At 70.2% G+C, this 24,861-nt stretch carries 23 protein-coding genes and 1 pseudogene; 11 read left to right on the forward strand and 13 right to left on the reverse strand.

Translation table 11 applies throughout. From position 1 onward, the window contains the following. Positions 1 to 71: 71 nt before the first annotated feature. Together ACFY2K_RS22120 and ACFY2K_RS22125 are read right to left on the reverse strand one after the other, a co-directional pair. Positions 72 to 1,490 carry a DUF4190 domain-containing protein gene (locus tag ACFY2K_RS22120; protein WP_380527860.1) on the reverse strand — a complete coding sequence of 473 codons (1,419 nt, stop codon included), beginning with the start codon at positions 1,488 to 1,490 and terminating at the stop codon, positions 72 to 74. Positions 1,491 to 1,666: 176 nt separating this feature from the next. Further along, positions 1,667 to 2,509: a methyltransferase domain-containing protein gene (locus ACFY2K_RS22125; protein ID WP_375884686.1), complete on the reverse strand. Its 843-nt coding sequence runs from the start codon at positions 2,507 to 2,509 to the stop codon at positions 1,667 to 1,669. A gap of 205 nt (positions 2,510 to 2,714) precedes the next feature. On the opposite strand from ACFY2K_RS22125, the pseudogene ACFY2K_RS22130 reads away from it, so the two are divergent. Beyond that, positions 2,715 to 3,862 (forward strand): annotated as a pseudogene (locus tag ACFY2K_RS22130) (dihydrofolate reductase family protein). Positions 3,863 to 3,923: 61 nt separating this feature from the next. Then, a complete protein-coding gene (locus tag ACFY2K_RS22135) occupies positions 3,924 to 4,589 on the forward strand; it encodes an HAD-IA family hydrolase (RefSeq protein ID WP_375884684.1) in 666 nt (221 codons plus the stop codon). A 59-nt stretch (positions 4,590 to 4,648) separates the two neighbouring features. Here the strand turns inward: ACFY2K_RS22135 and ACFY2K_RS22140 are convergent, their stop codons facing one another. Further along, positions 4,649 to 4,903, reverse strand: a complete 255-nt coding sequence (locus ACFY2K_RS22140) for a Txe/YoeB family addiction module toxin (protein ID WP_387713376.1) — start codon at positions 4,901 to 4,903, stop codon at positions 4,649 to 4,651. Next, a complete protein-coding gene (locus ACFY2K_RS22145) occupies positions 4,900 to 5,181 on the reverse strand; it encodes a type II toxin-antitoxin system Phd/YefM family antitoxin (RefSeq protein ID WP_380527853.1) in 282 nt (93 codons plus the stop codon). Before ACFY2K_RS22145 ends, ACFY2K_RS22140 begins: the two co-directional genes overlap by 4 nt. 1,386 nt (positions 5,182 to 6,567) lie before the next feature. Here ACFY2K_RS22145 and ACFY2K_RS22150 point away from each other — a divergent pair. Further along, complete coding sequence (locus tag ACFY2K_RS22150; RefSeq protein WP_387713379.1) at positions 6,568 to 9,099, forward strand: tetratricopeptide repeat protein; 2,532 nt, start codon at positions 6,568 to 6,570, stop codon at positions 9,097 to 9,099. Between the two features lie 115 nt (positions 9,100 to 9,214). On the opposite strand, the gene ACFY2K_RS22155 is transcribed toward ACFY2K_RS22150, so the two are convergent. Both ACFY2K_RS22155 and ACFY2K_RS22160 read right to left on the reverse strand, forming a co-directional pair. Next, positions 9,215 to 9,778, reverse strand: a complete 564-nt coding sequence (locus ACFY2K_RS22155; RefSeq protein ID WP_387713382.1) for a peptide deformylase — start codon at positions 9,776 to 9,778, stop codon at positions 9,215 to 9,217. Further along, positions 9,775 to 10,746, reverse strand: a complete 972-nt coding sequence (locus tag ACFY2K_RS22160; RefSeq protein WP_387713385.1) for a helix-turn-helix domain-containing protein — start codon at positions 10,744 to 10,746, stop codon at positions 9,775 to 9,777. The genes ACFY2K_RS22155 and ACFY2K_RS22160 overlap by 4 nt, the downstream gene beginning before the upstream one ends. 159 nt (positions 10,747 to 10,905) lie before the next feature. On the opposite strand from ACFY2K_RS22160, the gene ACFY2K_RS22165 reads away from it, so the two are divergent. Together ACFY2K_RS22165 and murC are read left to right on the forward strand one after the other, a co-directional pair. Continuing rightward, a complete protein-coding gene (locus ACFY2K_RS22165) occupies positions 10,906 to 11,100 on the forward strand; it encodes a hypothetical protein (protein WP_387713388.1) in 195 nt (64 codons plus the stop codon). 54 nt (positions 11,101 to 11,154) lie between these two features. After that, positions 11,155 to 12,582, forward strand: coding sequence for a UDP-N-acetylmuramate--L-alanine ligase (gene murC / locus ACFY2K_RS22170; protein WP_387713391.1), 1,428 nt, complete (start codon positions 11,155 to 11,157; stop codon positions 12,580 to 12,582). Here murC and murF read toward each other — a convergent pair whose 3' ends face one another. Beyond that, positions 12,583 to 13,971 carry a UDP-N-acetylmuramoyl-tripeptide--D-alanyl-D-alanine ligase gene (murF, locus tag ACFY2K_RS22175; RefSeq protein WP_387713485.1) on the reverse strand — a complete coding sequence of 463 codons (1,389 nt, stop codon included), beginning with the start codon at positions 13,969 to 13,971 and terminating at the stop codon, positions 12,583 to 12,585. It abuts the gene before it with no gap. A gap of 128 nt (positions 13,972 to 14,099) precedes the next feature. Here murF and ACFY2K_RS22180 point away from each other — a divergent pair, with 128 nt between their 5' ends. Genes ACFY2K_RS22180 through ACFY2K_RS22190 form a run of 3 tightly spaced genes read left to right on the forward strand, consistent with a single transcriptional unit; the run spans position 14,100 to position 16,647 of the window. Further along, positions 14,100 to 15,047 (forward strand): D-alanine--D-alanine ligase, encoded by a 948-nt coding sequence (locus ACFY2K_RS22180; protein ID WP_387713393.1) that lies wholly within the window; start codon positions 14,100 to 14,102, stop codon positions 15,045 to 15,047. After that, a complete protein-coding gene (locus ACFY2K_RS22185; protein ID WP_387713396.1) occupies positions 15,044 to 16,063 on the forward strand; it encodes a threonine/serine dehydratase in 1,020 nt (339 codons plus the stop codon). The genes ACFY2K_RS22180 and ACFY2K_RS22185 overlap by 4 nt, the downstream gene beginning before the upstream one ends. Further along, entirely contained in the window at positions 16,027 to 16,647 is a 621-nt protein-coding gene (locus ACFY2K_RS22190; protein ID WP_387713399.1) for a C39 family peptidase, read from the forward strand. The genes ACFY2K_RS22185 and ACFY2K_RS22190 overlap by 37 nt, the downstream gene beginning before the upstream one ends. Before the next feature lie 327 nt (positions 16,648 to 16,974). Here ACFY2K_RS22190 and ACFY2K_RS22195 read toward each other — a convergent pair whose 3' ends face one another. The 3 genes from ACFY2K_RS22195 to ACFY2K_RS22205 form a co-directional block, all read right to left on the reverse strand. Continuing rightward, complete coding sequence (locus ACFY2K_RS22195) at positions 16,975 to 17,820, reverse strand: DUF2637 domain-containing protein (RefSeq protein ID WP_387713402.1); 846 nt, start codon at positions 17,818 to 17,820, stop codon at positions 16,975 to 16,977. Between the two features lie 378 nt (positions 17,821 to 18,198). After that, positions 18,199 to 19,488 (reverse strand): DUF3631 domain-containing protein, encoded by a 1,290-nt coding sequence (locus ACFY2K_RS22200; protein WP_387713405.1) that lies wholly within the window; start codon positions 19,486 to 19,488, stop codon positions 18,199 to 18,201. 142 nt (positions 19,489 to 19,630) lie between these two features. Continuing rightward, positions 19,631 to 19,828: a helix-turn-helix transcriptional regulator gene (locus ACFY2K_RS22205; RefSeq protein WP_387713408.1), complete on the reverse strand. Its 198-nt coding sequence runs from the start codon at positions 19,826 to 19,828 to the stop codon at positions 19,631 to 19,633. Between the two features lie 126 nt (positions 19,829 to 19,954). Between ACFY2K_RS22205 and ACFY2K_RS22210 the strand changes: the two genes are divergently transcribed. Together ACFY2K_RS22210 and ACFY2K_RS22215 are read left to right on the forward strand one after the other, a co-directional pair. Next, positions 19,955 to 20,452: a helix-turn-helix transcriptional regulator gene (locus ACFY2K_RS22210; RefSeq protein ID WP_387713411.1), complete on the forward strand. Its 498-nt coding sequence runs from the start codon at positions 19,955 to 19,957 to the stop codon at positions 20,450 to 20,452. Positions 20,453 to 20,469: 17 nt separating this feature from the next. After that, positions 20,470 to 21,594: a tyrosine-type recombinase/integrase gene (locus ACFY2K_RS22215; RefSeq protein WP_387713413.1), complete on the forward strand. Its 1,125-nt coding sequence runs from the start codon at positions 20,470 to 20,472 to the stop codon at positions 21,592 to 21,594. 108 nt (positions 21,595 to 21,702) lie between these two features. Here the strand turns inward: ACFY2K_RS22215 and ychF are convergent, their stop codons facing one another. Together ychF and ACFY2K_RS22225 are read right to left on the reverse strand one after the other, a co-directional pair. Further along, positions 21,703 to 22,776 carry a redox-regulated ATPase YchF gene (gene ychF, locus ACFY2K_RS22220; protein WP_387713416.1) on the reverse strand — a complete coding sequence of 358 codons (1,074 nt, stop codon included), beginning with the start codon at positions 22,774 to 22,776 and terminating at the stop codon, positions 21,703 to 21,705. 84 nt (positions 22,777 to 22,860) lie between these two features. Next, positions 22,861 to 23,253: a VOC family protein gene (locus ACFY2K_RS22225; protein ID WP_380401859.1), complete on the reverse strand. Its 393-nt coding sequence runs from the start codon at positions 23,251 to 23,253 to the stop codon at positions 22,861 to 22,863. A gap of 165 nt (positions 23,254 to 23,418) precedes the next feature. On the opposite strand from ACFY2K_RS22225, the gene ACFY2K_RS22230 reads away from it, so the two are divergent. Continuing rightward, positions 23,419 to 24,009, forward strand: a complete 591-nt coding sequence (locus ACFY2K_RS22230) for a DUF6542 domain-containing protein (protein WP_375884673.1) — start codon at positions 23,419 to 23,421, stop codon at positions 24,007 to 24,009. Positions 24,010 to 24,041: 32 nt separating this feature from the next. On the opposite strand, the gene ppgK is transcribed toward ACFY2K_RS22230, so the two are convergent. Next, positions 24,042 to 24,788, reverse strand: a complete 747-nt coding sequence (gene ppgK, locus ACFY2K_RS22235) for a polyphosphate--glucose phosphotransferase (protein ID WP_375884671.1) — start codon at positions 24,786 to 24,788, stop codon at positions 24,042 to 24,044. Positions 24,789 to 24,861 lie beyond the last annotated feature (73 nt).

The raw sequence follows: 24,861 nt of genomic DNA on the forward strand, positions 1-24,861 counted from the left end.
ACCGGCAGGTACGGGCGGGGTTAACGCCGGGTAACCCGGCGCCCGGCCCCGCCCTCTCGGGGCGGGCGGGCTCAGACCCGGAGGTCGGGCACCTGCTCGCCGGTGGACAGGCCGAGCGAGCGCCGGATGTCCACGCTGACCGGCACCGTCCTGGCGACCAGCGCCCGGGCCCGGCGCAGGTCGCCCGCCACGTCGCCGCCGGAGGCCGCGGCGTCCCAGGCGACGGCCGCCTGGGACTGGGTCTCGGCCAGCTTGTCCATCTTCGCCTGGACGTCGGTCGGCCACTCCGCCGTCGGCTTGCGCAGCGCGGCAGCCTCGGCCCGGGAGGCGGCGGCCATCCGGCGGGCCCAGGACCGGTACTCGGCCTCGGCGACCGCCACGTCCTGCTTCGGGGTGTCCAGGTAGGCCGCGTTGAAGCCCCGGACGGCCTCCAGGTAGGCCAGCTGGACGGAGGTCAGACTGCGTCGGTCGGTGCGGACCGTCCCCAGGTGCTGGTCGTCCGGGTCCTCGAAGCCGCAGGTGACGTACCGTTCGCCGGCCGCCCAGTTGCCCGCGCTCGGGTAGAGGTAGACGTCGTCCATGCCGTCCGGGACGGCCCACTGGTCCAGCGCGTAGTCGTCGAGCACCCTGCGGCACAGGGCGGCGGCCCGCTCGCGGACGACCGTCGCGCCCGGGTAGGCGCCGCTGCTCTCCGGGACCTTCACGGTGCCGGCCACCTCGCCGTTGTGCCGCTCCGCGCAGGCCACCCGGCGCACCCAGTACACCGTCTCGTCGCCGTTCTCGTCCGGCTGCCCGCTCGTCCCGGAGGAGAGGTAGCAGTCCCCCGCCTTCAGCGCCGACCAGCGGACCGACCCGGCGGGCGGCTTGGCCGCGTACCGGTCACCCCGTCCGTTCCGCGCGGGGCCGAAGTCCCCCGCGCCCAGCAGGAGCGACAGCAGCAGGGTGCCCGCCACCCCGAGCACCAGGCCGGTCACCGCCATGCCGCGGCCGCGCTGGCCGGTCCGCTTGATCTGGACCAGCGCGAGGATCCCGAACACCAGGGCCACCGGCGAGAGCAGGCTCAGCGCGGTCGCCAGCGAGCCGACGGCGAAGCCGTTGGTGCGCGGCTCGGGCCGGGGGGCGTACGGGTCGAGGACGTACGGCGGGTAGGGGTGCGGGTACGGCTGCGCGGGCGGGCCCGGCCGGGGATGGGCGTAGGGGTGGGGGTGGCCGGGCCGCAGGCCGGACTCGGCGGAGGGCGGCACCGAGGCCCAGCCGCCGGCGGGCAGCGGCGGGGGCGGCGGCTGGGGCGGGGCCAGTGGGGACGGGGCCGACGGGGACGGGGGGCCGGCCTCGACCGGCGGGGCCCAGGGGTCGGCCGGTCCGGCCTCCGCCGGGCCCGGCGGCCGCGCGGCCGCGGCCCGTTCCTCGGCGGGCCCCGGGTCCTTGCGGAAGTCCACCCGCGGGTCCGGCCCCGGAGCGGCGGGCGGCGCGGACTCAGGCTCGGACACGTGGACTCCCCCGGCCCGCCGGGGCGGGCCTCGACTCGGCGTTTCGGCTCTCGACACCGCCCCGCGGGCCGGACGGGCCCGAGCTGAACGGTCGCGCGACTTTACCTGATCTTTCCGAACGCCCGCCCCGCCGTTACCGCCCCGCCGTTACCGACCCGGCCGCTCCGGCCGCTCCGTCATGACGGCCCCGGCCGTTCCGCTCCGACCCGGGCCAGGACCTCGCCGTGGATCATCGAGAACCAGCCGTCGCCGGCGGCGCTCCACTCCCGCCAGCCGGCCGCGATCCGTTCCAGCTCGGCGGGCTCCGCGAAGCCCCGTTCCACCGCCGTCCGGCCGAAGGCCGTCCCGGTCACCCGGTCCGCCCACATCCCGGCCCACCACGCGCGCCGCTCGGGCGTCGCGAACGTCCAGGTGCCGGTGCTCGCGGTGACGTCGGTCAGACCGGCCGCCCGGGCCCAGGACAGCAGTCGCCGTCCGGCGTCCGGTTCGCCGCCGTTGGCCCGGGCGGTCCGCCGGTAGAGCTCCAGCCAGCGGTCCAGCGCCGGCGCCTGCGGGAACCAGGTCATCGTGGCGTAGTCGACGTCCCGGGCGGCGACCAGCCCGCCGGGCGCCGTCACCCGGCCCATCTCGCGCAGCGCGGCCACCGGATCGGCCACGTGCTGCAGCACCTGGTGGGCGTGCACCACGTCGAACTCGCCGTCCCGGTACGGCAGTCGGTGCACGTCGGCCAGTTCGAACACGACATTGGCCAGACCGCGCCCGGCGACGTACCCGGCGGCCTGCTCCAGCACCTCGGCGGAGGCGTCCACGGCCACCACCCGCCCGGTGGGGCCGACCAGCTCGGCCAGGTCGGCGGTGATCGTGCCCGGGCCGCAGCCGACGTCCAACAGCGCCTGGCCGGGCCGCAGTTCGGCCAGCAGGTAGCCGGCCGAGTCGGCGGCGGTACGGGAGCGGTGCGAGCGCAGCACGGCCTCCTGGTGGCCGTGGGTGTAGGCGGCGGCAGGCTGCGGTCCGGGCATGGGGTCCCCCTGAGACGTGGTCGGCGTTTCCGTTTCCGCGATGCCCCGACGCTACGCTCCATCCCGCATGGCGAGAAGAACCGTCTCACATAGCGATCGGAGGGCGGCCCCGCCGGCACCGGCGGCCGTACCGTGGAGGCGCCCGACCGAACCGCCCCGAGCGGTCCCGAGCGGTCCCGAACGGTCCCGACAGAACGGTCCGCCCATGCCCGGCCCCGGCCAGCGCCCCTTCGTCCTGCTGAGCGCCGCCGTCTCCCTCGACGGCCACCTCGACGACGCCTCCCCCGACCGCCTGCTGCTCTCCGGCGCCGCCGACTTCGACCGGGTCGACCAGGAGCGGGCGGCCGCCGACGCGATCCTGGTCGGCGGCAACACCCTGCGCGCCGACAACCCGCGCCTGCTGGTCGACGACCCCGCGCGACGGGCCGCCCGGGTGGCCGCCGGGCGGCCCGAGCACCCGCTGAAGGTGACGCTCAGCGCGAGCGGCGCCCTCGGCGCCGACCTGCGGTTCTGGCACACCGGCGGCGCGAAGCTCGCCTACACCACCGCGGCCGGGGCGGCGGTGCTGCGGCCCCGGCTCGACGGGCTGGCCGAGGTGGTCTCGCTCGGCGACTCGGTCGACCTCGGCGCGGTGCTGGACGACCTGGGCGCGCGCGGGGTGCGCCGGCTGATGGTCGAGGGCGGCAGCGGGGTGCACACCCAGTTCCTCGCCCAGGGCCTGGCGGACGAGCTCCAGCTGGCCGTCGCCCCGCTGCTGGTCGGCCAGCCCGGAGCGCCGCGGTTCGTCGGCCCGGCCGCGTTCCCCGGCGGCCCGACCCGGCGGATGCGGCTGCTGGAGGCACGTACGGTGGGCGACGTCGTCCTGCTCAGGTACGCCCCGAAGGAGCCCGCGCCGTGACCCACCCCGCCGCCACCGACCTCGACCACCTGCGCCGGGCCGTCGAACTCTCCCGCCGCTGCCCGCCCTCGGGGACGGCCTTCTCGGTCGGGGCGGTGGTCGTCGGCGCCGACGGCGAGGTGCTGGCGGAGGGCTACAGCCGGGAGGCGGACGCGCACGACCACGCCGAGGAGGCGGCCCTGGCCAAGCTCCCGGCGGGCGACCCCCGACTGCGCGGGGCGACCGTCTACAGCAGCCTGGAGCCCTGCGGGCAGCGCGCCTCCCGCCCGGTGCCGTGCGCCCGGCTGCTCATCGCGGCGGGCGTGCCCCGGGTCGTGGTCGCCTGGCGCGAGCCGGACCTCTTCGTCACCGACTGCCAGGGCACCGCACTGCTGGAGGCGGCCGGGGTCGAGGTGGTGGAACTGCCGGAGCTGGCCGAGGAGGCCCGGGCGGTCAACGCCCACCTGCTCCCGTGATCTTTTGTATCATCGAGGAACAAAGAGCTCACCTCTCCGCCCCGCCTCCAGGAGCCGCCCCATGACCGCCACCCCCGTCCGGTTCACCACCCGCGCCCTCCTCCTCGACATGGACGGCACCCTGGTCAACTCCGACGCCGTGGTCGAGCGCTGCTGGACCCGCTGGGCCGAGCGGCACGGCCTCGACCCCGTCGCGGCGCTCACCGTCGTCCACGGCCGCCAGGGCCACGCGACCATGGCCGAACTGCTGCCGCACCGCCCGGTCGAGGAGAACCTCGCCGAGAACGAGCTGATGCTCGCCGAGGAGCGGGCCGACACCGAGGGCGTCGTCCAGGTCGCGGGCGCCGACGCCTTCCTCGCCTCGCTGGCCGGCCTGCCGCACGCCCTGGTCACCTCGGCCGACCTCCCCCTCGCCCGGGTCCGGATGGACGCCGCCGGCCTGCCGATGCCGCCCGTCCTGGTCACCGCCGAGTCCGTCGGCGCCAGCAAGCCCGACCCCGAGGGCTTCCTCAAGGGCGCCGCCGCCCTCGGCTTCGCCCCCGCCGACTGCGTGGCCTTCGAGGACTCCGGCGCCGGCATCGCCGCCGCCCGCGCCGCCGGCATGCGCGTCATCGGCATCGGCCCCCGCGCCGCCGCCCACCACCCGGACGCCCTCGCCCCCACCCTCACCGCCGTCACCGTCACCCCGTCCCCCGACGGCACCCTCACCCTCACCGTCCACCCCTGACCGACAACGCGGAGGGACCGGACTTCCCGTGGAAGTCCGGCCCCTCCGGCGAACCGTGATCAGTAGTGGTACCTGGCGGCGAGGACGATGATCTCGTCCTGCGTGACCAGGTAGACCAAGCGGTGCTCGTCGTCGATCCGCCGCGACCAGGCGCCCGGCAGGTGGAACTTCAACGGCTCCGGCTTGCCGATGCCCGAGAACGGGTCCCGCAGGGTCTCCTCGATGAGCCTGTTCAACCGGGCGAGGATCTTCCGGTCGCTCTTGAGCCAAGAGGTGTAGTCCTCCCAGCCCTGCTCCTCGAAGACGAGCCTCACCTGGCACCCGGCCCCGAGTCGGCCACGTCGGGGTCGATCAGCTCACGCTCGGCGAGGTTCGTCCGCCCCAGGGCGTTCTCGTACGCCTTGAGCAGCCGCCGGGCGTTGGCAGGCGAGCGCAGCAGGTACGAGCCCTCGCGCAGGGCCGCGTAGTCCTCGGCGGAGACGAGCACGGCATTCCCGTGCTTGGAGACGATCTCGATGGCCTCGCGATCCTCGTTGACCTTCTTGAGCAACGGAAAGAGATCTCGGCGCGCCTCGCTTGCGGTGATGGACATGATGGGCAACCCCTTCCGCAAAGTGGTACGGGAAAGCGTACCACTCCTGGACGTCGCGGAGCCGGGCCGGACAACGCCGGAGGGGCCGGACTTTCGACGGAAGTCCGGCCCCTCGTACGGGAGTTGCGCTACCCGGTCAGACGTTGAAGCGGAACCAATGTCGGCCGAACCCGACCTGCGACGGAAAGCCGATCATGCCTCTGACCAGGAACTTCCTGGTTGGTGAACGATGGCAAGCGACGGCCAAGGTCGAGCGTCCTGCGGACTGTCTGCGGACCAAGCCGGAACCTGTCGCCATGTTCAATCACTCAGACCCAAGATCTCGGCTCGCCACCTGCCACCGAGCAAACCAACTTGGCTGCGATGTAGCTTTCGCAGGCTCCCGATCGCTAGGCCAGCCACCTTCTGGCGATGTGCCCACGCCCCACCTTCCGCGGACCTGATCCGCCGATGGGCAGGCCCGAGGGCTGACGCATGTGGGCTCCGGCTGTCGCTTACACATGTTCTACGCGGCGGTTGAGAGACTGGGCTTGCGCGTCACGTCACACTCAGCACGTCAGCCACGTGGGCCGACCGCATAGGCGGTCCTCCAGGTTGAGGGAAGTCTCAGCATTCCGCCACATAACTAAGCCCCGTGAGCAACGATGGCTGCATGACGGGACGGACGAACGCATGGGGCTGGTCCGGCGTTGCAGTCGGGACTGCAGCCTCAGTTGGGCTGATCGTGGTTGCAGTGACGCTAGATCTGGATACGGCCGGTCAAATGGCAAGCATCGCTGGAACCATCGTCGCGCTGGCAGGCCTCGGGATCTCTGTGTACACACTCTTCGGAAACCAACCCGCACAGACGCCGCGCGGGCCTTCAACGTCTGCGCCAGGACATCGCTCAGTCGCGGCTGGCGGGAGCATCGGCACGGTCGTCACTGGCGACTCCGCACAGTCAACGCCGGGCGAAGTAGGACTCCTGGGGTCAACAAGAACAGCACCGCGCGGTTCAGTACGAGCGTCAGGGGACCGGTCCGTTGCTGCAGGCGGAGACATCGGATACGCCTCTACTGGGGATACAGCGACCCCACCCACATCGTCATGAGCGGCTTGGACCACGGCAAGCCTGCTACGCCTCGTGTCCTATCGGGGCCTTTAGTGAGTGCCTCTGGACAGGGGGCGATCGCTGCAGGTCGAGACATCAAGCAGGCAATAACCGGCGCCGGCGCAATCGGGATTCAGTTCGAGCAGGCAATCACCTTGCCCAACGAGGCGTTTACACCACCAGCGTCGCTGGCCTGCCCGCCAGGGCTGACAAATGTCTCACGGGCTCCGGGGCTATTCGTTGGCCGTAGTCGGGAGCTGGCTTTACTCGACCAAGCGGTCCTTGTCCCAGGAGCCGTGGTCGTTCAGGCCCTTCACGGTATGGGCGGGATCGGCAAATCTACACTGGCAGCCCACTGGGCCGCCACCAGGGCTCCTGACTACAGCCCAGTCTGGTGGATCACTGCGGACAGCTCAACATCTATCGAAGCTGGTCTGGCCCTCTTAGCCACAGCGCTTCAACCCGCACTGGCTCAAGTACTTCCACAAGAAGCACTCTGCGAGAGAGCGCTACAGTGGCTCGCCAGTCACAAGGGCTGGCTGCTGATCCTGGATAATGTGGCCGATCCCGCAGACATCAAGCCGCTGCTGGCGAGGGCAACGACTGGCAGGTTCCTAATCACTAGTCGACGGGCCACCGGCTGGCATGGTACGGCAAGCCAAGTCGCCTTGGATGTCCTCCCCCATGAGGATGCCGTCGCGCTGTTCATCAAAATCTTTACCCATGGCCAGGGATTCCGCGACGCCGGCGGTGCTGACGAGTTGTGCGCCGCACTGGGGTATCTGCCCTTGGCAGTGGAACAGGCTGCCGCATTCTGTGCCGAAACCGGCACCACTCCGCGCGCATATCTGGACCTATTGGCACGCTACCCGGCAGACCTATATGCCAGCGCCACCGAAGGCGGCGATGCATCACGCACCGTGGCTCGGGTCTGGCACCTTTCGCTGGACCGTATGGCCGACGAGCCGCTTTCAGGGCGGATCCTGCGGATTCTGGCCTGGTACGCCTCCGACGCCATTCCCCGCAGTCTCCTGACTAATTTGGCACCGGCCCCCGCACTGCTTCGTGCCCTCGGGCGGCTGGCGGCGCACAGCATGATCACTCTCCACGACGAATCCCTCACGGTCCACCGGCTCGTCCAAGCAGTGGCCCGCACTCCCGATCCGGCTGATCCTCACCGTCAAGCCGCCGACATCGCAGATGCCCGCATCCAGGCCACTGCTGGCCTAGCCGACGCCATTCCTGACGGCAATGCAGAAGACCCGAGTTCGTGGCCCGTCTGGCGCGCTTTACTCCCTCATATCGACGCCCTCTCCGACCGCCCCTCAATTGCTCCCGACACCACCGACGCTGCCCGCCTCCTTAGCCAGACGGGTCAGTTTCTCCTTCGCGCAGGCTCAATCGACCGCGCTCTCCCGCGCATCCAACGCGCTCTGGCAATCCTCGAACAGACGGTTGGCCCGGAGAACCAGGACACGCTTGCCGCACGGAACAATCTTGCTCAGGCATATCTACTGGCGGGTGAGCTAAAGCGGGTAGCGCCATTGTTCGAGCAGCTCGTCACCGACAGCGCCCACCTACTGGGGGAGGACCACCCGGACACTATGACCGCTCGGGTCAACCTAGCCCAAGCGTACCAATTGACCGGAGATCCGAAACGGTCTATCCCGATACTAGAAAGCGTTCTGGCGAGCCATACTCGAGCCCCAGAAGTGACCCATCCCAACCGTTTGGTCACACAAGGTGCTCTTGCTGGCGCATACAAGCTGTCGGGGAACCTTCGAGATTCAATAGAACTATTTGAGAAAACCCTTACCCATTCCCTTGAAACCCTTCCCGAGGGCCACTTGGGGATCTTCTCTATCCGCAATAACCTGGCCACCGCTCACCACGCCGCAGGCAACATTAGACGAGCCACTCAACTTTACAGTGATTCCCTTGCGGACAGCATTAAATTCCTTGGCGAGGAGCACCCTAACACCCTGACGGCACAAAACAACCTCGCATACGCCTATGTGTCGGCCGGGGAAATGAAGCAGGCTTTTCCGCTGTACGAAACGACACTCAAAAAGTGTATTCAGATCCATGGCGAAGAGCATCCTAGCACCCTGACTACTCGAAACAACCTTGCCACTGCATACCGCCTGGCAGGGGAACTAAATCGAGCGATCAGGATGTACGAACAAACCCTAGAGGTCTACGCGCAAGTCATAGGCGAGGACCATCCTGGTGCACTAACCTTGCGCAGCAACCTCGCCGCCGCTTACCGCCAGGCAGGAAACCCTGGCCGCGCGATCCCACTGTGCGAGCGCGCTCTGGCCGATGGCATCCGGGTGCAGGGCGATGAACACCCTGAGACCCTAATTAAGCGCAATAACCTCGCCACCGCATATCGGCAAGCAGGAGATCTAGAGCGGGCCATTCCCATCTACGAACAGGTCCTCACCAGCTTTCTCCGAATCTTGGGCGAGGAGCATCCTGAAACTCTGACCGCGCAGGATAACCTCGCGAGTGCATACGCGTCTTCAGGGAATCCGGAGCAAGCAATCCCGCTACATGAGGGGGCAATTGCAGGGTGGGTTCGAGTTTTGGGCGCAGATCACCTAAACACTCTAACGTCCCGCAATAACCTCGCCTACGCCCATCGGCTAGCGGGCAATCTGAAGCTGGCCATCCCGATGTACGAGAAAACCCTCGCCGACTGCCGGCGAGTACTAGGAGTACATCACCCGCAAACCCGAGCCGTGCGAGAAAATCTCAGCACAGCAAAAAACGAGCGACGCCGACACCAGACATCGAAGAAAAAGCGACCATTCCGTCGGAAATAGCGCCTTTGGTCTTTTTAAATGCCGAGACCTGGAAGTCATCTGAGACCATCCGGGGGCCATGCTTTCACTATTTGGTGCCGCAAAATTGGAACGGTAACCCTACCACTCTACTGATCTAGTAGGCCCATTTCGAGCCGGTACCCCGGTACTCCTCGACCGGGATCGGGTGGACGTCGGGGCGCATGCGGTCGGTGTAGAGGAGGCCGTCGAGGTGGTCGATCTCGTGGGCGATGAGGCGGGCGAGGCCGAACTCGTAGGTGACCGTGATGATGGTGCCGTCGAGGGTGGTGGCGGTGACGTCCATGCGGAGGGGGCGGGGGACCATCCCGCGGACGTCGAAGAAGCTGAGGCAGCCCTCGTACTGTTCGTCGGTCTCGTCGGAGACTGCGGTGATCTTCGGGTTGAGCAGGATGATCGGTTCGGCGCCGACGGTCGAGGGCAGAACGAGCGCGGCGGCGCGGGGGATGCCGATCTGTGGGGCGGCGAGGCCCATGCCCTTGGCGAAGGAGTGAACGCGGCCGATCCGGTCGACGGCGGCGAAGAGTTCGTCGATGACGGCCTGGGCGGCGGCGCGTTCGGCCGGGAGGTCGAAGGGCTCAGCGGGGCGGTTGAGGATGGGGGTGCCCTGTTGGATGACGCCGAGGGACTGCATCTGCTGGCTGGGCCGCACCTCGATCACCTGGTCTCCTTGGTGTGTTGCTGGTTGTTGGCGGTGGCGCGGAAGCGCCATTCGAGGCGGAAGCGGGCGTGCAGCGGAGGGTCGTCGGTGGCCCAGGCGAAGTGCCGACGCTCGCCCTCGTCGTGGCGGCTGACGGCGGTGCGAAGCGGCGCGGCCTCGGCGGTCATGGAGGTCTCGGTGCCCCAAACCACTGGGTCGAGGGCGGCGGGGAAGTCGAGGCGTACGGCGAGGTGTTCGGTGGGCAGGCGGACGGCGCGCTGGAACCAGTGGCCCCACTTGTCGGCGCCGACGCTGTAGGCGTACTCGATCCAGGTGGCCTCGCCCGGATAGAGCGGGAAGCGGCCGTGCTCGTTGTCGAACAGGAGCCAGACCTCCTTGAAGGCGTCGCGGTCGTGCTTGGCCTGCCATCGCATGTCCTCGCCCTGACATGAAGCGGTGAGAGCCAGTTCGCCCCAGGTCAGTGGGTGCTCACGGTAGTGGGCGTTGGATCGCTCGGGTTCGCCGGGGTAGCGGTCGACGGCGATGCGGATGAGGTAGCGGGTAATGGGCTCGGCGCCGGTGTTCCGTAGGCGGCGGCGCATGGTCAACCGGTAGATGGAGCCGTCGAATTGGAGTGCGGCTTCATCGTGTTCGACCACGATCGCGGCCCCGGAGGCGTACGGCTGCTCGGAACGACGGGGCGCCGGCGGCGAGGTCGGGGTGCGGCTGCGGGAGCGGGCGGCGTCGTAGTCGAGCCAGCGCCGCCAGATGGCCTTCCCGGCGTTGAGGGTCTCGTCGGCGAGGCGGGCGAACTCCTCGGTCGGCTTGTGGCGGCCGGACTCCATGTGGCTGACGTACGAGGGGTCGAAGCCCATCTTCCCGGCCAGCCCGCGCTTGGAGAGTCCGCGCACCTCGCGCCAGTGGGCGACTTCGGCGGCGAACGCCTCCATGGCCTGGTCGACCGCGTCGTGGTCGGCCCTTGTCTCCATCCGCTCCGCCCCCAGTGAGTGATGAATGAACCGTGAGTGACCTTAGCTCACCATCCCGTCACGGTCCTGTCTCCGGCTGTCATTACCCCATCGGGCACGCACTTCAAGCGCCCGGCCAGTGGCAGACCCCATCCCTCCATCTGCCGTGAGGAGTTAGCCATGCACGATTCTCCGTCCAGCCGTCGAGGTCGGCATCGCGATCCGGTCGGTGCCTTCCTCAGTGCCCTGTGGGCGGTTGGCAACGCCGTGGTGATCGCTCTGCTCGGCGTCATCGTGCACGACGACTTCGACTCGGCCCGACTCGGTGCTCACCCGGCGGCCAACTCGGCGCCGGACGGCGGCACCTACGCGTAGTGCCCTTCCACCCATCGCCCATCACGGGCTGGACTCCGAACTGGAGCGCACAGCATGGAAACCAGGAACGTGATCGTCCCCGTCCACGACGGCCCCATCGACCTCACCCGCCCGCACTTCGTGGGTATCGGCGGCGCCGGCATGTCGGCCGTCGCCCGCCTCCTGCTGGAGAGCGGTAGCCGGGTGTCCGGCTCCGACACGAGCGACACTGCCGCCCTGCGCGAGCTGGAGGACGCGGGCGCCGCCATCGCCATCGGCCACACCGCCAGCAACCTGCCCGCCGACGCCACCGTCCTCGTGTGGTCCAGCGCGGTGACCCCGAGCAACCCCGAGGTCGCCGCCGCCCGGCGGGCCGGCATCCCGGTGGTGCACCGCTCGGACGTGCTGGCCCGCATGATCGCCACCGCCGAGCAGTCCGTCGCCGTGGCGGGCACGCACGGCAAGACCATGACCACCGGCATTCTCAGCTCCGCCCTGGTCCACCTCGACCCCTCGTACGCCATCGGTGGCACCCCCGTCGGCCGCCTCAACGCCCACAAGGGCCTCGGCGGCCTCCTGGTCGCCGAGGCGGACGAGAGCGACCGCACCGCCGGCCGCTACCACCCGCAGGTCGCCGTCGTCCTGAACGTGGACGACGACCACCCCGAGCAGTACGTCGACCTGAACGACGTCCTGGACGTCTTCGAGCGCCTGGCCCGCAACAGCTCCGTCCTGGTTGTCTCCTCGGACGACCTGGGAGCCCGGCTGCTGACCGAGCGCCTCCAGGCAGCGCCCGGCCCGCGGGTCCTCACGGTCGGCGAGGCCAAGGACGCCGACGTGCGGGTGTTGCGCGTGCTGTGGGACGGGACCGCCAGCCACGTCACCGTCCAGGACACGGACGGGTCGTGGCACGAGTTCACCGTGGCCGTCCCGGGGCGGCACAACGCGCTGAACGCCGCTGCCGCGTTCGCCGCCGGCCGTGTGCTCGGCGCCGAGCCCGCCAACCTCGTGGTTGGTATCAGCGCGTTCCAGGGCATCAAGCGCAGGCTCACCACCACCGGCACCCACGCCGGGGTCACGGTGCTGGACTCCTACGCCCACCACCCGAGCGAGATCACCGCCGATCTGGCCACCGCCCGGATGCTCACCGAGGGCCGGGTGATCGCGGTGTTCGAGCCCACCGGCTGGACCCGCACCGCCGCCCTCGGCGAGGAGATGGGCCGCCGACTCGCGGCGGCCGACGAGGTCGTCCTACTGGACGTGCACGCTTCGGTCGAGTCCCCGCTCACCGGGATCAGCACCGCACCGATGGCCGCGCAGGTCGTCGCCCGCGGCGGCCGGGCCCACAGCGCAAGCGACGGGCGCGACGTCGCGGACGTGGTCGCCGAGCTGGTCGGGCCCGGCGACCTGGTGGTGACGATGGGCACCGGGACTGCCGGCCGCGTTGGACGGGCGGTCCTGCTGCGGCTGGCCGAGACCCCGGTGGCGGTCCCGGCCGCGTAGTCAGCGTGCAGCGTCGGGCTTGGCGAGCCGCATCGCGGTGTCCTCCAGCCCGACGCTGTGGGAGCCCTTCACCAGCACCACATCTCCAGGCCTGAGGTAGGCCAACAGCAGGCCGAGGGCGGCGTCGCGGTCCGGGACCAGCGTCGCCGTCACTCCGCCGTCGACCGCGCTCGCGTGCACCTGGGCGGCCTCCGCGCCGCCGACCGCGATCAGGTCCGTGACACCGTTCCGGGCCACCATGCGGCCCAGCTCCGCGTGGTGGGCGTCGGACTCCTCGCCCAGCTCCCGCATCTCGCCCAGCACCGCCACTGTCCTGCGTCCGCCGCCGGCCATGGCGGTGAGCGCGGACAAGGCCACGGCCATCGAATCGGGGTTTGCGTTGAACGCGTCGTTGATCACCGTCACGCCGTCCGGCCGCTCGGTGACGTCCATCCGGCCCGGCGTCAGCTGCCGGGCACCGGTCAGCGCATCTGCCGCCTGCTGCACGCTCGCGCCCAGGCCGATCGCCACCGCGGCGGCGGCCGTCGCGTTGGACACGTGGTGGGCGCCGTGCAGCGCCAGCTTCACGGGGGCGCTCTGGCCCCGGTACGTAAGGGTGAACGACGGCCGACCCGCGGCATCCAGCTCGACATCGACGGCCCGCACGTCCCCAGCCTGCACCCCGAAGGTCAGGACCGGCGCGACCGTACGCGGCGCCATCGACATGACGTACGGGTCGTCGGCATTCAACACGGCCAGCCCGTCGACAGGCAGGGCCTCGACGAGTTCGCCCTTCGCGACCGCGATCGACTCCTTCCCACCACCGAACTCGCCCACGTGCGCGGTACCGACGTTCAGCACCAGGCCGACCTTCGGCGGGACGATCCCCGTCAGGTACTTGATGTGCCCGGCGCCGCGCGAGCCCATCTCCAGCACCAGCAGGCGGGTGCTCTCGTCCGTCCGGAAGACGGTCAGCGGCAGGCCGATCTCGCCGTTGTACGACAGCGGCGTGGCCACCGTGGTGTCCATACTCTCCAGCACCTGGGCCAGCAGGTCCTTGGTGCTGGTCTTCCCGGCCGAACCGGTCAGCCCGATCACCGTCGGTGCGTTGAGCCGGTCCAGCACCGCGCGGGCCAGGGCGCCCATCGCGTCCTGGACGTCCGGCACCACGATCGCCGGCACCCCCACCGGTCGGGCCGCCAGCACGCCCGTCGCCCCGGCGCAGACAGCGGCCTCGGCGAACCGGTGCCCGTCCGTGTGCTCGCCCAGCAGCGCGATGAACAGCGCCCCGGGCTCTACCAGGCGCGAGTCGATGACCCCGGGCCGGTCCACCACGGCGCCCGGATCGGAGACGTCGTGCAGAGCGCCCCCGACAGCCTCGGCGATCTCTTGCAGGGTCATGGGGACCACGGTGGCTCCGATCCATCGACGCACCCGCCCGTCCTCAGGGCGGCCTGCCCTCGACGCTAGCGGCTCCCCAACATCGCGCCCGCCATCCCGCGCATTCCGAACCAGACTGTGACAAAAGGAAGATGAGCATGTCTGCAGCTGAACGTCGTATCGCCCTCGTCACTGGTGGCCGCTCCGGCGAACGCGACCGCTCGCTGATCTCCGGCGAGGCCGTGCGCGAGTCGCTGGTCCGCCAAGGCCTGCCGCACTTCGTCCTCGACCCCACCGACAAGGACTTCGCCGACCGCGTCCGCGAGGCCGACGTCGCCTTCCTCGCCATCGCCGGCCAGTGGGCCGAGGACGGCAAACTGCAGGGCCTCCTCGACAGCTTCGGCGTCCCGTACACCGGCTCCGGGGTCCTGGCCAGCGCGGTCGCGATGCACAAGCCCACGGCCAAGATTCTGGTCCTCGCCGGCGGCGTCACCGTCCTCCCGCACCTCCCGCTGCGCGGCACGGAGGACGCCCAGGAGGTCGCTCGGACCTGCGCCGACGAGTTCGGCCTGCCCGTCATCCTCAAGCCGACCTCCGAAGGCGGCTCCATCGGCATGCGTGTCTTCCGCGACCTGAACTCGCTCACCACCACCCTCACCCACGACACCCGGGGCGGCGAGTGGTTCATCGAACCGTTCAAGGAGGGCACCGCCGTCACCTGCGGCGTGCTGGAGCAGGACGGCGCTCCGGTCACGCTCCCGCCGCTGGAGACCCTCCCGACCACCGCGGAGTTCTACGACTACAAGGCCAAGCGCAACCCGGCCGGCCACCGCTACCGCTGCCCCGCCCAACTCCCGGGCGCCGCCCTCGCCACCATCTCCCACGCCGCCGTCCGTGCCCACCAGCTGCTGAACTGCTCGGGCTACTCGCGATCGGACTTCCTCGTCACCCCGGTCGGCGAGGTCCACTGGCTGGAGATCAACACGCTGCCCGGCCTCTCCACGCACGGCAACCTCGCCACCATGGCCGCCGCTGCCGGAATCAGCTACGACCGCCTCATCGCGACCATCCTCGCCACCGTCCACACCGACGGGTACCGCCCGTGAACGCCGCCGAACTGCCACTGTCGGCGGACGACATCTACGACGCCCAGCGCCGTCTGCGCGGTGTCGCCGCCTCCACCCCGGTGCTCTCCCACCCGGCGCTGGACGAGATCGCCGGGCGGGCTGTGGTCTGCAAGGCCGAAGCCCTCCAGCGCACCGGCTCGTTCAAGTTCCGCGGCGCCTACAACGCCCTGGCAGCCCTGAGCCCGCGCGAGCGCCGCCGCGGGGTGATCGGCGCCTCGTCCGGCAACCACGCCCAGGCGCTCGCCCTCGCGGGCCAGCTGCTGTCCGCCCCGGTCACCGTCGTCGTCCCGCACGACGCTCCCCAGGACAAGGTGGACGGTGCCCGTTCTCTCGGCGCCGAGATCGTCACCTACCACCGACAGCGCGGCGACCGCGATGCCATCGTCTCCCGGCTGGCCGTGGACCAAGGCCTCGCTGTCGTGCCGTCCGCCGACGCTCTGACGGTGATGGCCGGAGCGGGCACTGTCGCGCTGGAGCTGCTCTGGCAGGCCCCGGTGTTGACCACGATCCTGGTCCCCGTGGGCGGTGGCGGCCTCGCCGCCGGCACCGCCGTCGCAGCCAAGCACATCAACCCGCGCATCAAGGTGATCGGCGTCGAACCCGAGACCGCGGCCGACACCGCCGCCTCCCTCCGCGCCGAGCGGATCGCGGAGCTGCCCGCCGTACCCGACACCATCGCGGACGGACTCCGCCACACCACGCCAGCCGCCCTGCCCTGGGAAATCAACAAGGTCCTGCTCGACGCCGTCATCACTGTGCCGGACGCCCAGATCGTGCAGGCTATGGGCTGGGCGTTCCAACACCTCAAGGTGGTGACCGAACCCTCCGGAGCCGTCGCACTCGCGGCCCTGGCCGACCTCGACCCGCGGCCCGGCCCCGTGGGCGTGATCCTCTCCGGTGGCTCGGTCGACCTGGACGCCTTCCACCGACTCGTGGCCACCCCGGAAGGAGCCGGCCCTTGCCTGACTACCCCAAGCGCCACCCGATCCCGCTGATCACCCAGTACGCCACCCCGGCCCTGATCAACGCCATCGCCTACGAGGGGCACCCGCCCGGCGACGACGACAACTGGGCCTCCAGCGGCGCCCCCGACCGGGACGCCTACGCCTACTGGTCGACCCGCCTCTGCGGCATGGCCTGCCTGCGGATGGCCCTGTTCGCCCGCGACGGACACGCGCCCACCCTGTTCGACCTCCTGGACGGCTGCCTCGCCCACGGCGGCTACGTCGAGCAGGACGACGGGAGTGTCGGCGGCCTCTACTACCAGCCGTTTACCGAGTACGCCCTCGCCAGCCACGGCCTCAAGACGGAGATCATCACCGACCTCACCCCGGACCGGCTCCTCGCCGAACTCAACCACGGCCACCTCGTCATGGCATCCGTCCACAAGGAGATCCGCCGCCCCGACCGCCCGGCACCCGCACGCGGCGGACACCTGGTGCTCGTCACAGGGCATCAGGACGGCGGGGTGCTCTTCCGAAACCCATCAGGCCACACCGCTGACGCGGTGGACGCCCTTCTCCAGCTCGACCGCTTCGACACCTTCGCGGCCCACCGAGGCATCGCGCTGCGGGTATGACCTTCTTCTGCACCATTCCCGCGCTGACATTCCGGCACCCCTGGGCCGACTCCCCGGTCGGTGACGGGCACCCCTGGGCCTGCCACCGACCGGGTTGCCGCCGTCCCGTTCGGGGCGGAGGCGGGGTAAGGACTCCTTACCCCACAACTTGCTCCCTTCAGGGTGAACGCGGGTAAGCAGCGCTACCTCACAACTTGCTCTGCCGGGGCCATTTCCGGAAGTCTTGGCACCGACATGTGGAATTCCGGAACGACCCGGTCTGTGGCGCCAGATGCCGCTCGCCCGGTTCCGGATTCGGAACCGGGCGAGCGGTACATCGAGGCACAGTCAGGCGACGACGGCGTGCGCCTGAACCACCTCGGGCTTGTCGGCCTGCTCGCTCTTCACTAGCTCCAGCAGTTTGCTGGCCCGATCGCTGCTGATCGATAGGCCAGCGCCGCGCACTGCGCCCTTGATCACTGCGTGAGTAGCGCCCCACTCGGCGACGGCGGGCCCAACCACCTCAAGCAGTTCGTCCATGCTGGCCGCTGGCTTGCGGCCTGTGCGTTTGCGAGGACCGGCGAGCTCCTGACTCGCGGATAGGGCTCGGCTGGGGCTGGTGGGCGGCTGGGCCTCTTCGGATTCTGTCGCCGATTCAAGAGCCTGCACGCGATTCGGATCAATGTCGCCCCCACTATCGGAGGAAGGATTGCCCAGCTCGAGCTGGGCATGCACGGCCGTGCCCACCCCCGTAGCGGAGGCAGGTGGGGTGTGGAGCTGGCGAAGGAGGGCTGGGCCGACAACTCCCCATCCGAGGAGGAGCAGAGGCGCAACGGCGTCGAGGGTCGCTCGCCCGTAGTGCCCGGCGAGGAGCGGCTCAGCGGTGTTGAGGGCAAGGGTGAGCAGACCGCAGAAGTGCATCAGGCTGGTGGCGGAGCGCAGTTGGGCAGTATCCGTGCCGGTCGCGGAGAGGTGGTGCAGGGCGACCAGGAGGCCGAGCACAGACAGGTCGACCATAGGGGCGATCAGCGGGGCAACCGGGTCCGGGACGCCGAGGCGCAGGGCGAGGGCCCAGACGTTGCCGAAGGAGAAGGCAAAGGCGAGGCCGGCGGTGATCGTCATCACGAGGGTGATCGTGGTGCGGGCGAGGGTGCCGGAGCCGGTCGGGTGGGTGGCCGGCTGAGTAGTGGGCATGCGGGGCGTGTCCTTGCGACGGAGGGGTGTTCGCGGGAATTCCGTCTTAGCCGTCTTGCCGTTGCATCCGCAGGTCAGGGCGGTACGGCAAGGGGCGGGCGTGGCCCGGCCGGCGGAATCCGGTACGGGAGCTCTTTCGTCTTGGGACGGTGAACCGTCCCGACAGAAGGGCCTTTGACCTGCGCTTGTACGGCAGGGACGGCTGGGACGGCACGAGACGGGTGTGCTTCCCGTCCCGAGCCCGGCCCGCCGCTCGCACTCGGGTCCGTGCGGCGGCGGACCGATGGCCGTCCTGTTCGGCTTGCCGTCTTGGCCTCGTGGGGCGCGACCTGCGTTGATACGGCAGGGACGGCACGGACGGCAGCCGGGGCGAGACGTTCAGCTCACGCTGCTGGCCAGAGTGATCGGGTAGACCGCAGGGCAGTACCGCCGCCAGGCGTCGGTGAACTTGTGCCGCATGTAACCCTTGCGCTGAGTGCCATCGCCGATGCGGACGTTGCCGGAGGAGATGCCGAACTCGCGCAGCATCGATCCGAGACCACGCGGGGTCAGGCCGCCTCGGCCCCACTCCGCCCACGGCGCCTCATGGTCGCCGTTGAGGGCAAGCAACAGCTGGTCGGTGGTGATGCTGTCCGGGTCGCCAGCCGCGTGGAACGTCCGCCGGATGTCGGCGAGGATCTTGGCCCCACCAGGGTTGTCCTCCTCCGTCTGGACCTCGGCGTCGACCATGCGCTTGCACGCCTGTCGGGCGAGCCTGGGCCAGGGGCCACCCGCCAGGTCGGCAACGATCACCAGGGGTTCCCAGGTGTCGGCGGCTCGGTCCTCCACGGGCATTTCCGGCTCCAGACGCAGGGCCCGGTCGGCGAGCGGCACGGTCCACTGGGCGATCCGGTCCCGGATCTCGTGAAATCCGGGCCTGTCACGCTCAGAACGGTACGGTGAGACCGCCTCGCCCTCGGCACGCCGCCGCATCCGGATCACGATCGACCGGTCCATGATCGTGTCCGGCAGGTCGCCGATCCCGGCGATGGCCGCCATCGCGAAGGTGTGGAACCTACGCGGGGTGTGATCGTTGCCGACGACCCGCAGCACGTACCGGTCTCGCTGATGCCCAGCGTTGAGCAGGCCCCGCATCTCCTCGTTCTTCTCCGCCACCTTCGGACTGCCGAAGATCGTGTCCGCCTCGTCCACCAGCAGGGTCGGCGGCTCCTCGGTGATCGAGCGGAACACGGCAGCCGGAGACGAGTTCACCGTCAGGAGCGCCTGATGGACGGTCTCGGTGAGCACATCCAGCAGCCGTGACTTGCCGCACCGCTTCGCCGGACCGACCACCGCCAGACGCGGGGCGTGCTGCCACGACTTCTGCAGGTGCGTCGCCGCCACCCACAGCGTGGTGGCATTCAGCGCTTCCTCGGAGGGCAGGATCACGAACCGGCCGATCCGGGCCTTCAGCTGCGCCAGCAGTTGGGCGCCCTCCGTCGCCTCGGTGTCCGGCATCAGGTCGATCCCGTTCGGGATGGCAGGCTCAGCCGGTGCCGCCTCTGCCAGCTGTCCACAGGCTGTAGACACCTCGGCCTCGTGCCGTCGATCCGGCTGGCCCGGTATCGCGACAGGCGGCCACGACGCATTCAGGGGTGCGTCATTGGACTGGGGAGACGTAGGGTTCAACGTGCACTCCTCTGGTGGAGCCTGCGGGCTGGCAGGCCCTGCTCCACCGGCTCGAACAGCTTGTAGGCGTAGGGGTGTTCATCGGGCCCTCGGCGTTGGCGCGCCGGGGGCCTCCAGTTGGCTGCGGGATTCGAGCGGCGTGTCACGCGCCCAGCACCCATCCATCGCTCCGCTCGTGCAGTTCCTGGTCGAAGCGGGCGAGTTCGGACTCCAGGTACAGAACGCGCCGCCCGACCTTCACCCCACGCGGGCCGTAGCCGGTGTGGCGCCAGTAGCGCACGGTGCTCTCGGCGGTTCGGTAGCGGTGGGCAACTTCAGCGGTGGTGAGGTAGCGGTCCATCGAGGCGCTTTCCCTTTCGACTAGGTATCTTTCCGGTGTGCACAGATGTACTGCGCGATCTCGGCCGAGTCAAACGGGAAAGACCATGGTTCAATCGGGATAGCAGCGAGACGCGATGGAGGCGGCATGTCCAGGGAGACCAGCGGGGGCGAGGCCCCGCTGCTGTTCAGCGAAGGCAACGCGGCAGCGCGCATCGCGCTGGAACGCGAGGTCAGAGGGTGGAGCACCACCGAACTGGCGGCCCGCATGACCAGGGTTGGCGTCCCGATGAACCAGACCGCGGTTTGGCGCATCGAGAACGGCACCCCCCGTCGCAAGATCACCCTGGACGAAGCCCTCGGCTTCGCCCGCGTCTTCGAGCTGCCGCTGGAGGAGCTGATGTCGCCCCCACTGGAGGGCGTCGACATCGAGGGAAGACGGATCGTCCAGGAGGCGGTCGAGGCGTTCTATGAGACCCGCGAAGCGCAGGACCGCCTGCATCGCGCGGTCGTCGCCACCGCCGACTACATCGCAGCCCACCCCAACAGCTCCAAGGGCATCCACGAACAGTGTCTCCGCCTCATGGGCGAGGAACGCGATGCCCGCGCCCTGACCGAGCACATCGAGACGGGCGGCTACTACTGACACAGAGGAGAGCCGACTTGGCGAACATCCAGAAGCGACCGAACGGCAAGTGGCGGGCCCGGTACCGGGACCTGGACGGCAAGGAGCACGCCCGGCACTTCGACCGGAAGATCGACGCCCAGCGCTGGCTCGACGAGGTCACGGCCAGCCTGGTCACGGGCCAGTACGTCGACCCCAGGTCCGCCAAGAAGCCCTTCAAGGAGTACGCCGAGGAGTGGCGCACCCGTCAGCCCCACCGGCCCTCAACCGCCAAGGCCGTAGCCCAGCACCTGCGTTGCTACGTCTACCCGGCCTGGGAGAAGCGGGCGCTCGGCGCCATCAAGCCGGGCGACATCCAGAAGTGGGTCACCGACCTGACGACCACCCACGGCCTCGCCGCCAGCACCACTCGTACCGTCTTCAACACGGTCAACGCGGTCTTCCGTGCGGCGGTCCGCGACCGCATGATCCCGCACAACCCCTGCGAAGGCGCCAAGCTCCCGGCTGTCCCCCGCAAGCGGGTCGTGCCCCTGCCTGTGGAGCAGGTCCGTCGCCTGTCTGCGGAAATCCCGGCCCGCTACCGGGGTCTGGTCCTGCTGGGCGCCGCCACGGGACTTCGGCCGGGCGAGCTCTTCGGGCTCCAGCTCCGGCACGTCGACCTGCTGCACGCCACCGTCACCGGGGAGCAGCAGATCCAGCAGACGGCCAAGCACGGCGTCTACGTCGGCCCGCCGAAGACCACGCGCTCGTACCGAACAGTGCCCCTCCCCAAGATGGCCGTCCAGGCCATGACGGCGCACCTGCGGGACTTCCCGGTCGCCGACCCCGAGGGCTGGCTCTTCACCGCTCCCGCAGGCGGCCCGGTCGTCTATACCCACTTCATGGACGGCTCGTGGCGGCCCGCCTGCCAGCGGGCCGGCATACCGAAGGGCACCGGCCCGCACGCACTCCGGCACCACTACGCGAGCCTGCTGATCAAGCACGGCGAGTCGGTGAAGACCGTTTCCGAGCGGCTCGGGCACACCAACGCCGCGATGACGCTGAACATCTACACCCACCTCTGGCCCGACTCCGAGGAGCGGACCAGGGCCGCCGTCGACCGTGCGTACGGTGCCAACGGCAGCGCGGACCGAGGCAACCTCCCGGACGCCGAAGCGGCATAGTCGACGCCGGTTGCGTTGGCCCGAGGCGGCAGGGTTGCGGACTCCCTGCGGACCGAAAGGCCGCCCAACCCACTCCGTCGCAGGTCAGGCGGCCTTTCCGCAGATCGACTAGACGTTGAAGCGGAACTCCACGACGTCGCCGTCCTGCATGATGTATTCCTTGCCCTCGATGCGGGCCTTGCCCTTGGAGCGGGCCTCGGCGATGGAGCCGGTCTCGACCAGGTCGTCGAAGGAGATCACCTCGGCCTTGATGAAGCCCTTCTGGAAGTCGGTGTGGATGACTCCGGCGGCCTCGGGGGCGGTGGCGCCCTTCTTGATGGTCCAGGCGCGGGTCTCCTTCGGGCCGGCCGTGAGGTAGGTCTGCAGGCCGAGGGTGTCGAAGCCGACGCGGGCGAGGGTGGCGAGGCCGGGCTCCTCCTGGCCCATGGACTGGAGGAGTTCGAGGGCCTCGGCGTCGTCGAGCTCGATCAGCTCGGACTCGATCTTGGCGCTGAGGAAGATCGCCTCGGCCGGGGAGACCAGGGCGCGCTGGGCGTTCTTGAAGTCCTCGTCGGCCAGCTCGTCCTCGTCCACGTTGAAGACGTAGAGGAAGGGCTTGGCGGTCAGCAGGTGCAGCTCGCGGATCGGGGCGGTATCGAAGCCGGCCTCGAAGAGGGTCTTGCCGGTCTCCAGGACCGCCTGGGCGGCCTCGGCGGCGGCCAGCACGGGGGCGGTGTCCTTCTTGAGGCGCGCCTCCTTCTGGAGCCGCGGCAGGACCTTCTCGATGGTCTGGAGGTCGGCCAGGATCAGCTCGGTGTGGATGGTCTCGATGTCGTCCTTGGGCGACACCTTGCCGTCCACGTGCACCACGTCCGGGTCGGTGAACGCGCGCACGACCTGGCAGATCGCGTCCGACTCACGGATGTTGGCGAGGAACTTGTTGCCCAGGCCCTCGCCCTCGCTGGCGCCGCGCACGATGCCGGCGATGTCGACGAAGTCGACGGTGGCCGGGAGGATGCGCTGCGAGCCGAAGATCTCGGCGAGCTTGGCCAGCCGCGCGTCCGGGACGCCGACGACGCCGACGTTCGGCTCGATGGTGGCGAACGGGTAGTTGGCCGCCAGCACGTCGTTCTTGGTCAGGGCGTTGAACAGGGTCGACTTGCCGACGTTCGGCAGGCCGACGATTCCGATCGTGAGCGACATGAAGCGCAGTCCCGTGGGCTTGGAGGAGTTGGGTCGGCACCGTACGGGCCGACCCCCAAGTCTACGGGCAGCACCTGCCGGGGCTCACGCCTCGGTCGGCGCGGGCAGCGGCTCCAGGAACTCCAGCCGGTTGCCCAGCCCGTCGGCGGAGTAGAAGCGGCGGTGGCCGGGGTGGTGGTCGTCCCAGGTGACCTCGTGGCCGTGCGCGGCGAGCCGCTCGGCCAGGGCGTCCAGCGAGGTCACCAGGATGCCGGGGTGCCCCTTGCGGGCCGGGCGGAAGTCCGGGGTGACGCCGAGGTGCACCTCGACCCCGCCGCCGCGGAACCAGCAGCCGCCGCGCGCCGCCAGCACCGGGGGCTTCGGGAGCTCGGTCATCCCGAGCACGCCGGACCAGAAGGCGCGGCACTCGTCCTCGGCGCCGGCCGGGATGTCGAGCTGGACGTGGTCGAGGCGTTCGAAGGTGAAGTCGGCGGTCATGCGGCGGTCCCCCGTACGGTCATCGGATGATCACGATGTGTCGACTCGGCCGAGCAGGTCAGCCCCTTGAGTGACGATCACAGGAGTACGCCATCCGGGGACACGGAACAAGACCTGAACGGTCCATTACACAGTGTGGCGATGATCGGACCGTACGTTGGGCGGGTGGAGCAGAGCATCCGTACCCAGCCGCCAGGGCCCAGACGCCGTCCGCCGACCGGCGCGGCCCCGGCCGCCGTCCCCGGTCCCGGCCGGGCACCCGAGAGCGCCCGAGCCCCCGCGGCTCCCCCGTCCCGGCTGCGCCCGGTGGCCGACCGGCCCGCCGCGCGCCCCGCCCCGAAGCGCCGGCTGCGCGTGTACGGACGGCGCCGGACCGGCCGGCCGACCCGGCTGACCGCGATCGGCACCGGCGTGCTCGCGGTGCTGGCCACGCTGGCGGTGGCCGGCCTGGACCGGCTGCTCTTCGAGGACCTCGGCTGGCTGTTCGGCCTCGGCTACCTGGTGGTCTGCTTCCAGCTGGCCGTCCGGGTCCGCTACGCCGACCTGCTGGCCGCCCCGATCAGCGGGCCGATCGCCTTCGCCGTGGCACTGCTGGCGCTCGCCCCGGTCAGCTCCTCCGGCGTCACCGCCCAGGTGGTGGCGCTGGCGACCGGGCTGGCGCTGCGGGCCGGCTGGCTGTTCTCCGGCACCGGGCTGGCCGCGCTGATCGTGCTCGCCCGCTTCGTCGCCCAGCGCCGCTTCCACCGCTCCCGCTGACGGCCCGGCGCGCGGGCGCCGAGGGCCGTGCCCTAGCCCGCCGCCCGGGCCGCCGCCATGGCGGCCCCGACGATGCCCGCGTCGTTGCGCAGCTCCGCCGGCACCACCCGCGCCCCGCGGTCCCTCAGCAGCGGCAGGAACTTCTCGTGCTTGCGGCTCACCCCGCCGCCGATCACGATCAGTTGCGGGGAGAACAGCATCTCCACCAGGTCCAGGTACTCGTCGACCCGCCCGGCCCACTGCTCCCAGGTCAGGTCGTGCCGCTCCCTGGCGGCCGAGGAGGCGCGGCGCTCGGCGTCCTTGCCGCGCAGCTCCAGGTGGCCCAGTTCGGTGTTGGGCACCAGGGTGCCGTCCACGAAGAGCGCGCTGCCGATGCCGGTGCCGAAGGTGAGCACCAGGACCACGCCCGACTCGCCGCGCCCGGCGCCGTGCTCGGTCTCGGCGAGACCGGCCGCGTCCGCGTCGTTGAGCACGGTCGCGGGCATGCCCAGCGCGTCGCGGAAGAGGCCCTCCGCGTCCAGGCCGATCCAGCCCTTGTCCACGTTGGCCGCAGTCCGGGTGCGGCCGCCGACCACCACCCCGGGGAAGGTCAGCCCGACCGGCCCCTGGTGGTCGAAGTGCTGGACCACCTCGCGGACGGCGGCGACCACGGCCCCGGGCTCGGACGGCTGCGGGGTGAGCACCTTGTGCCGTTCCTGGGTGAGTGCTCCCCGGGCGAGGTCGACCGGGGCGCCCTTGATGCCCGAGCCGCCGATGTCCACGCCGAATACCGCCGTCATCGTTCCGCCTTCCGCCGTCCGGCCGTCGACCGGCTTGTCCACAGCCTGTGCACAAAGCTACGAGAGCCCGGAC

The sequence above is a fragment of the Kitasatospora sp. NPDC001309 genome, from assembly GCF_042896295.1.
In the GTDB taxonomy this organism is placed as follows: Bacteria; Actinomycetota; Actinomycetes; order Streptomycetales; family Streptomycetaceae; genus Kitasatospora.

Bases quoted from the DNA above. Each gene is read 5' to 3' on its own strand.
- ACFY2K_RS22125 (WP_375884686.1), bottom strand. From the start codon at position 2,509: ATGCCCGGACCGCAGCCTGCCGCCGCCTACACCCACGGCCACCAGGAG.
- ACFY2K_RS22135 (WP_375884684.1), top strand. From the start codon at position 3,924: ATGACCGCCACCCCCGTCCGGTTCACCACCCGCGCCCTCCTCCTCGAC.
- ACFY2K_RS22145 (WP_380527853.1), bottom strand. From the start codon at position 5,181: ATGTCCATCACCGCAAGCGAGGCGCGCCGAGATCTCTTTCCGTTGCTC.
- ACFY2K_RS22160 (WP_387713385.1), bottom strand. From the start codon at position 10,746: ATGGAGACAAGGGCCGACCACGACGCGGTCGACCAGGCCATGGAGGCG.
- ACFY2K_RS22165 (WP_387713388.1), top strand. From the start codon at position 10,906: ATGCACGATTCTCCGTCCAGCCGTCGAGGTCGGCATCGCGATCCGGTC.
- murC (WP_387713391.1), top strand. From the start codon at position 11,155: ATGGAAACCAGGAACGTGATCGTCCCCGTCCACGACGGCCCCATCGAC.
- ACFY2K_RS22180 (WP_387713393.1), top strand. From the start codon at position 14,100: ATGTCTGCAGCTGAACGTCGTATCGCCCTCGTCACTGGTGGCCGCTCC.
- ACFY2K_RS22195 (WP_387713402.1), bottom strand. From the start codon at position 17,820: ATGCCCACTACTCAGCCGGCCACCCACCCGACCGGCTCCGGCACCCTC.
- ACFY2K_RS22205 (WP_387713408.1), bottom strand. From the start codon at position 19,828: ATGGACCGCTACCTCACCACCGCTGAAGTTGCCCACCGCTACCGAACC.
- ACFY2K_RS22210 (WP_387713411.1), top strand. From the start codon at position 19,955: ATGTCCAGGGAGACCAGCGGGGGCGAGGCCCCGCTGCTGTTCAGCGAA.
- ychF (WP_387713416.1), bottom strand. From the start codon at position 22,776: ATGTCGCTCACGATCGGAATCGTCGGCCTGCCGAACGTCGGCAAGTCG.
- ACFY2K_RS22225 (WP_380401859.1), bottom strand. From the start codon at position 23,253: ATGACCGCCGACTTCACCTTCGAACGCCTCGACCACGTCCAGCTCGAC.
- ppgK (WP_375884671.1), bottom strand. From the start codon at position 24,788: ATGACGGCGGTATTCGGCGTGGACATCGGCGGCTCGGGCATCAAGGGC.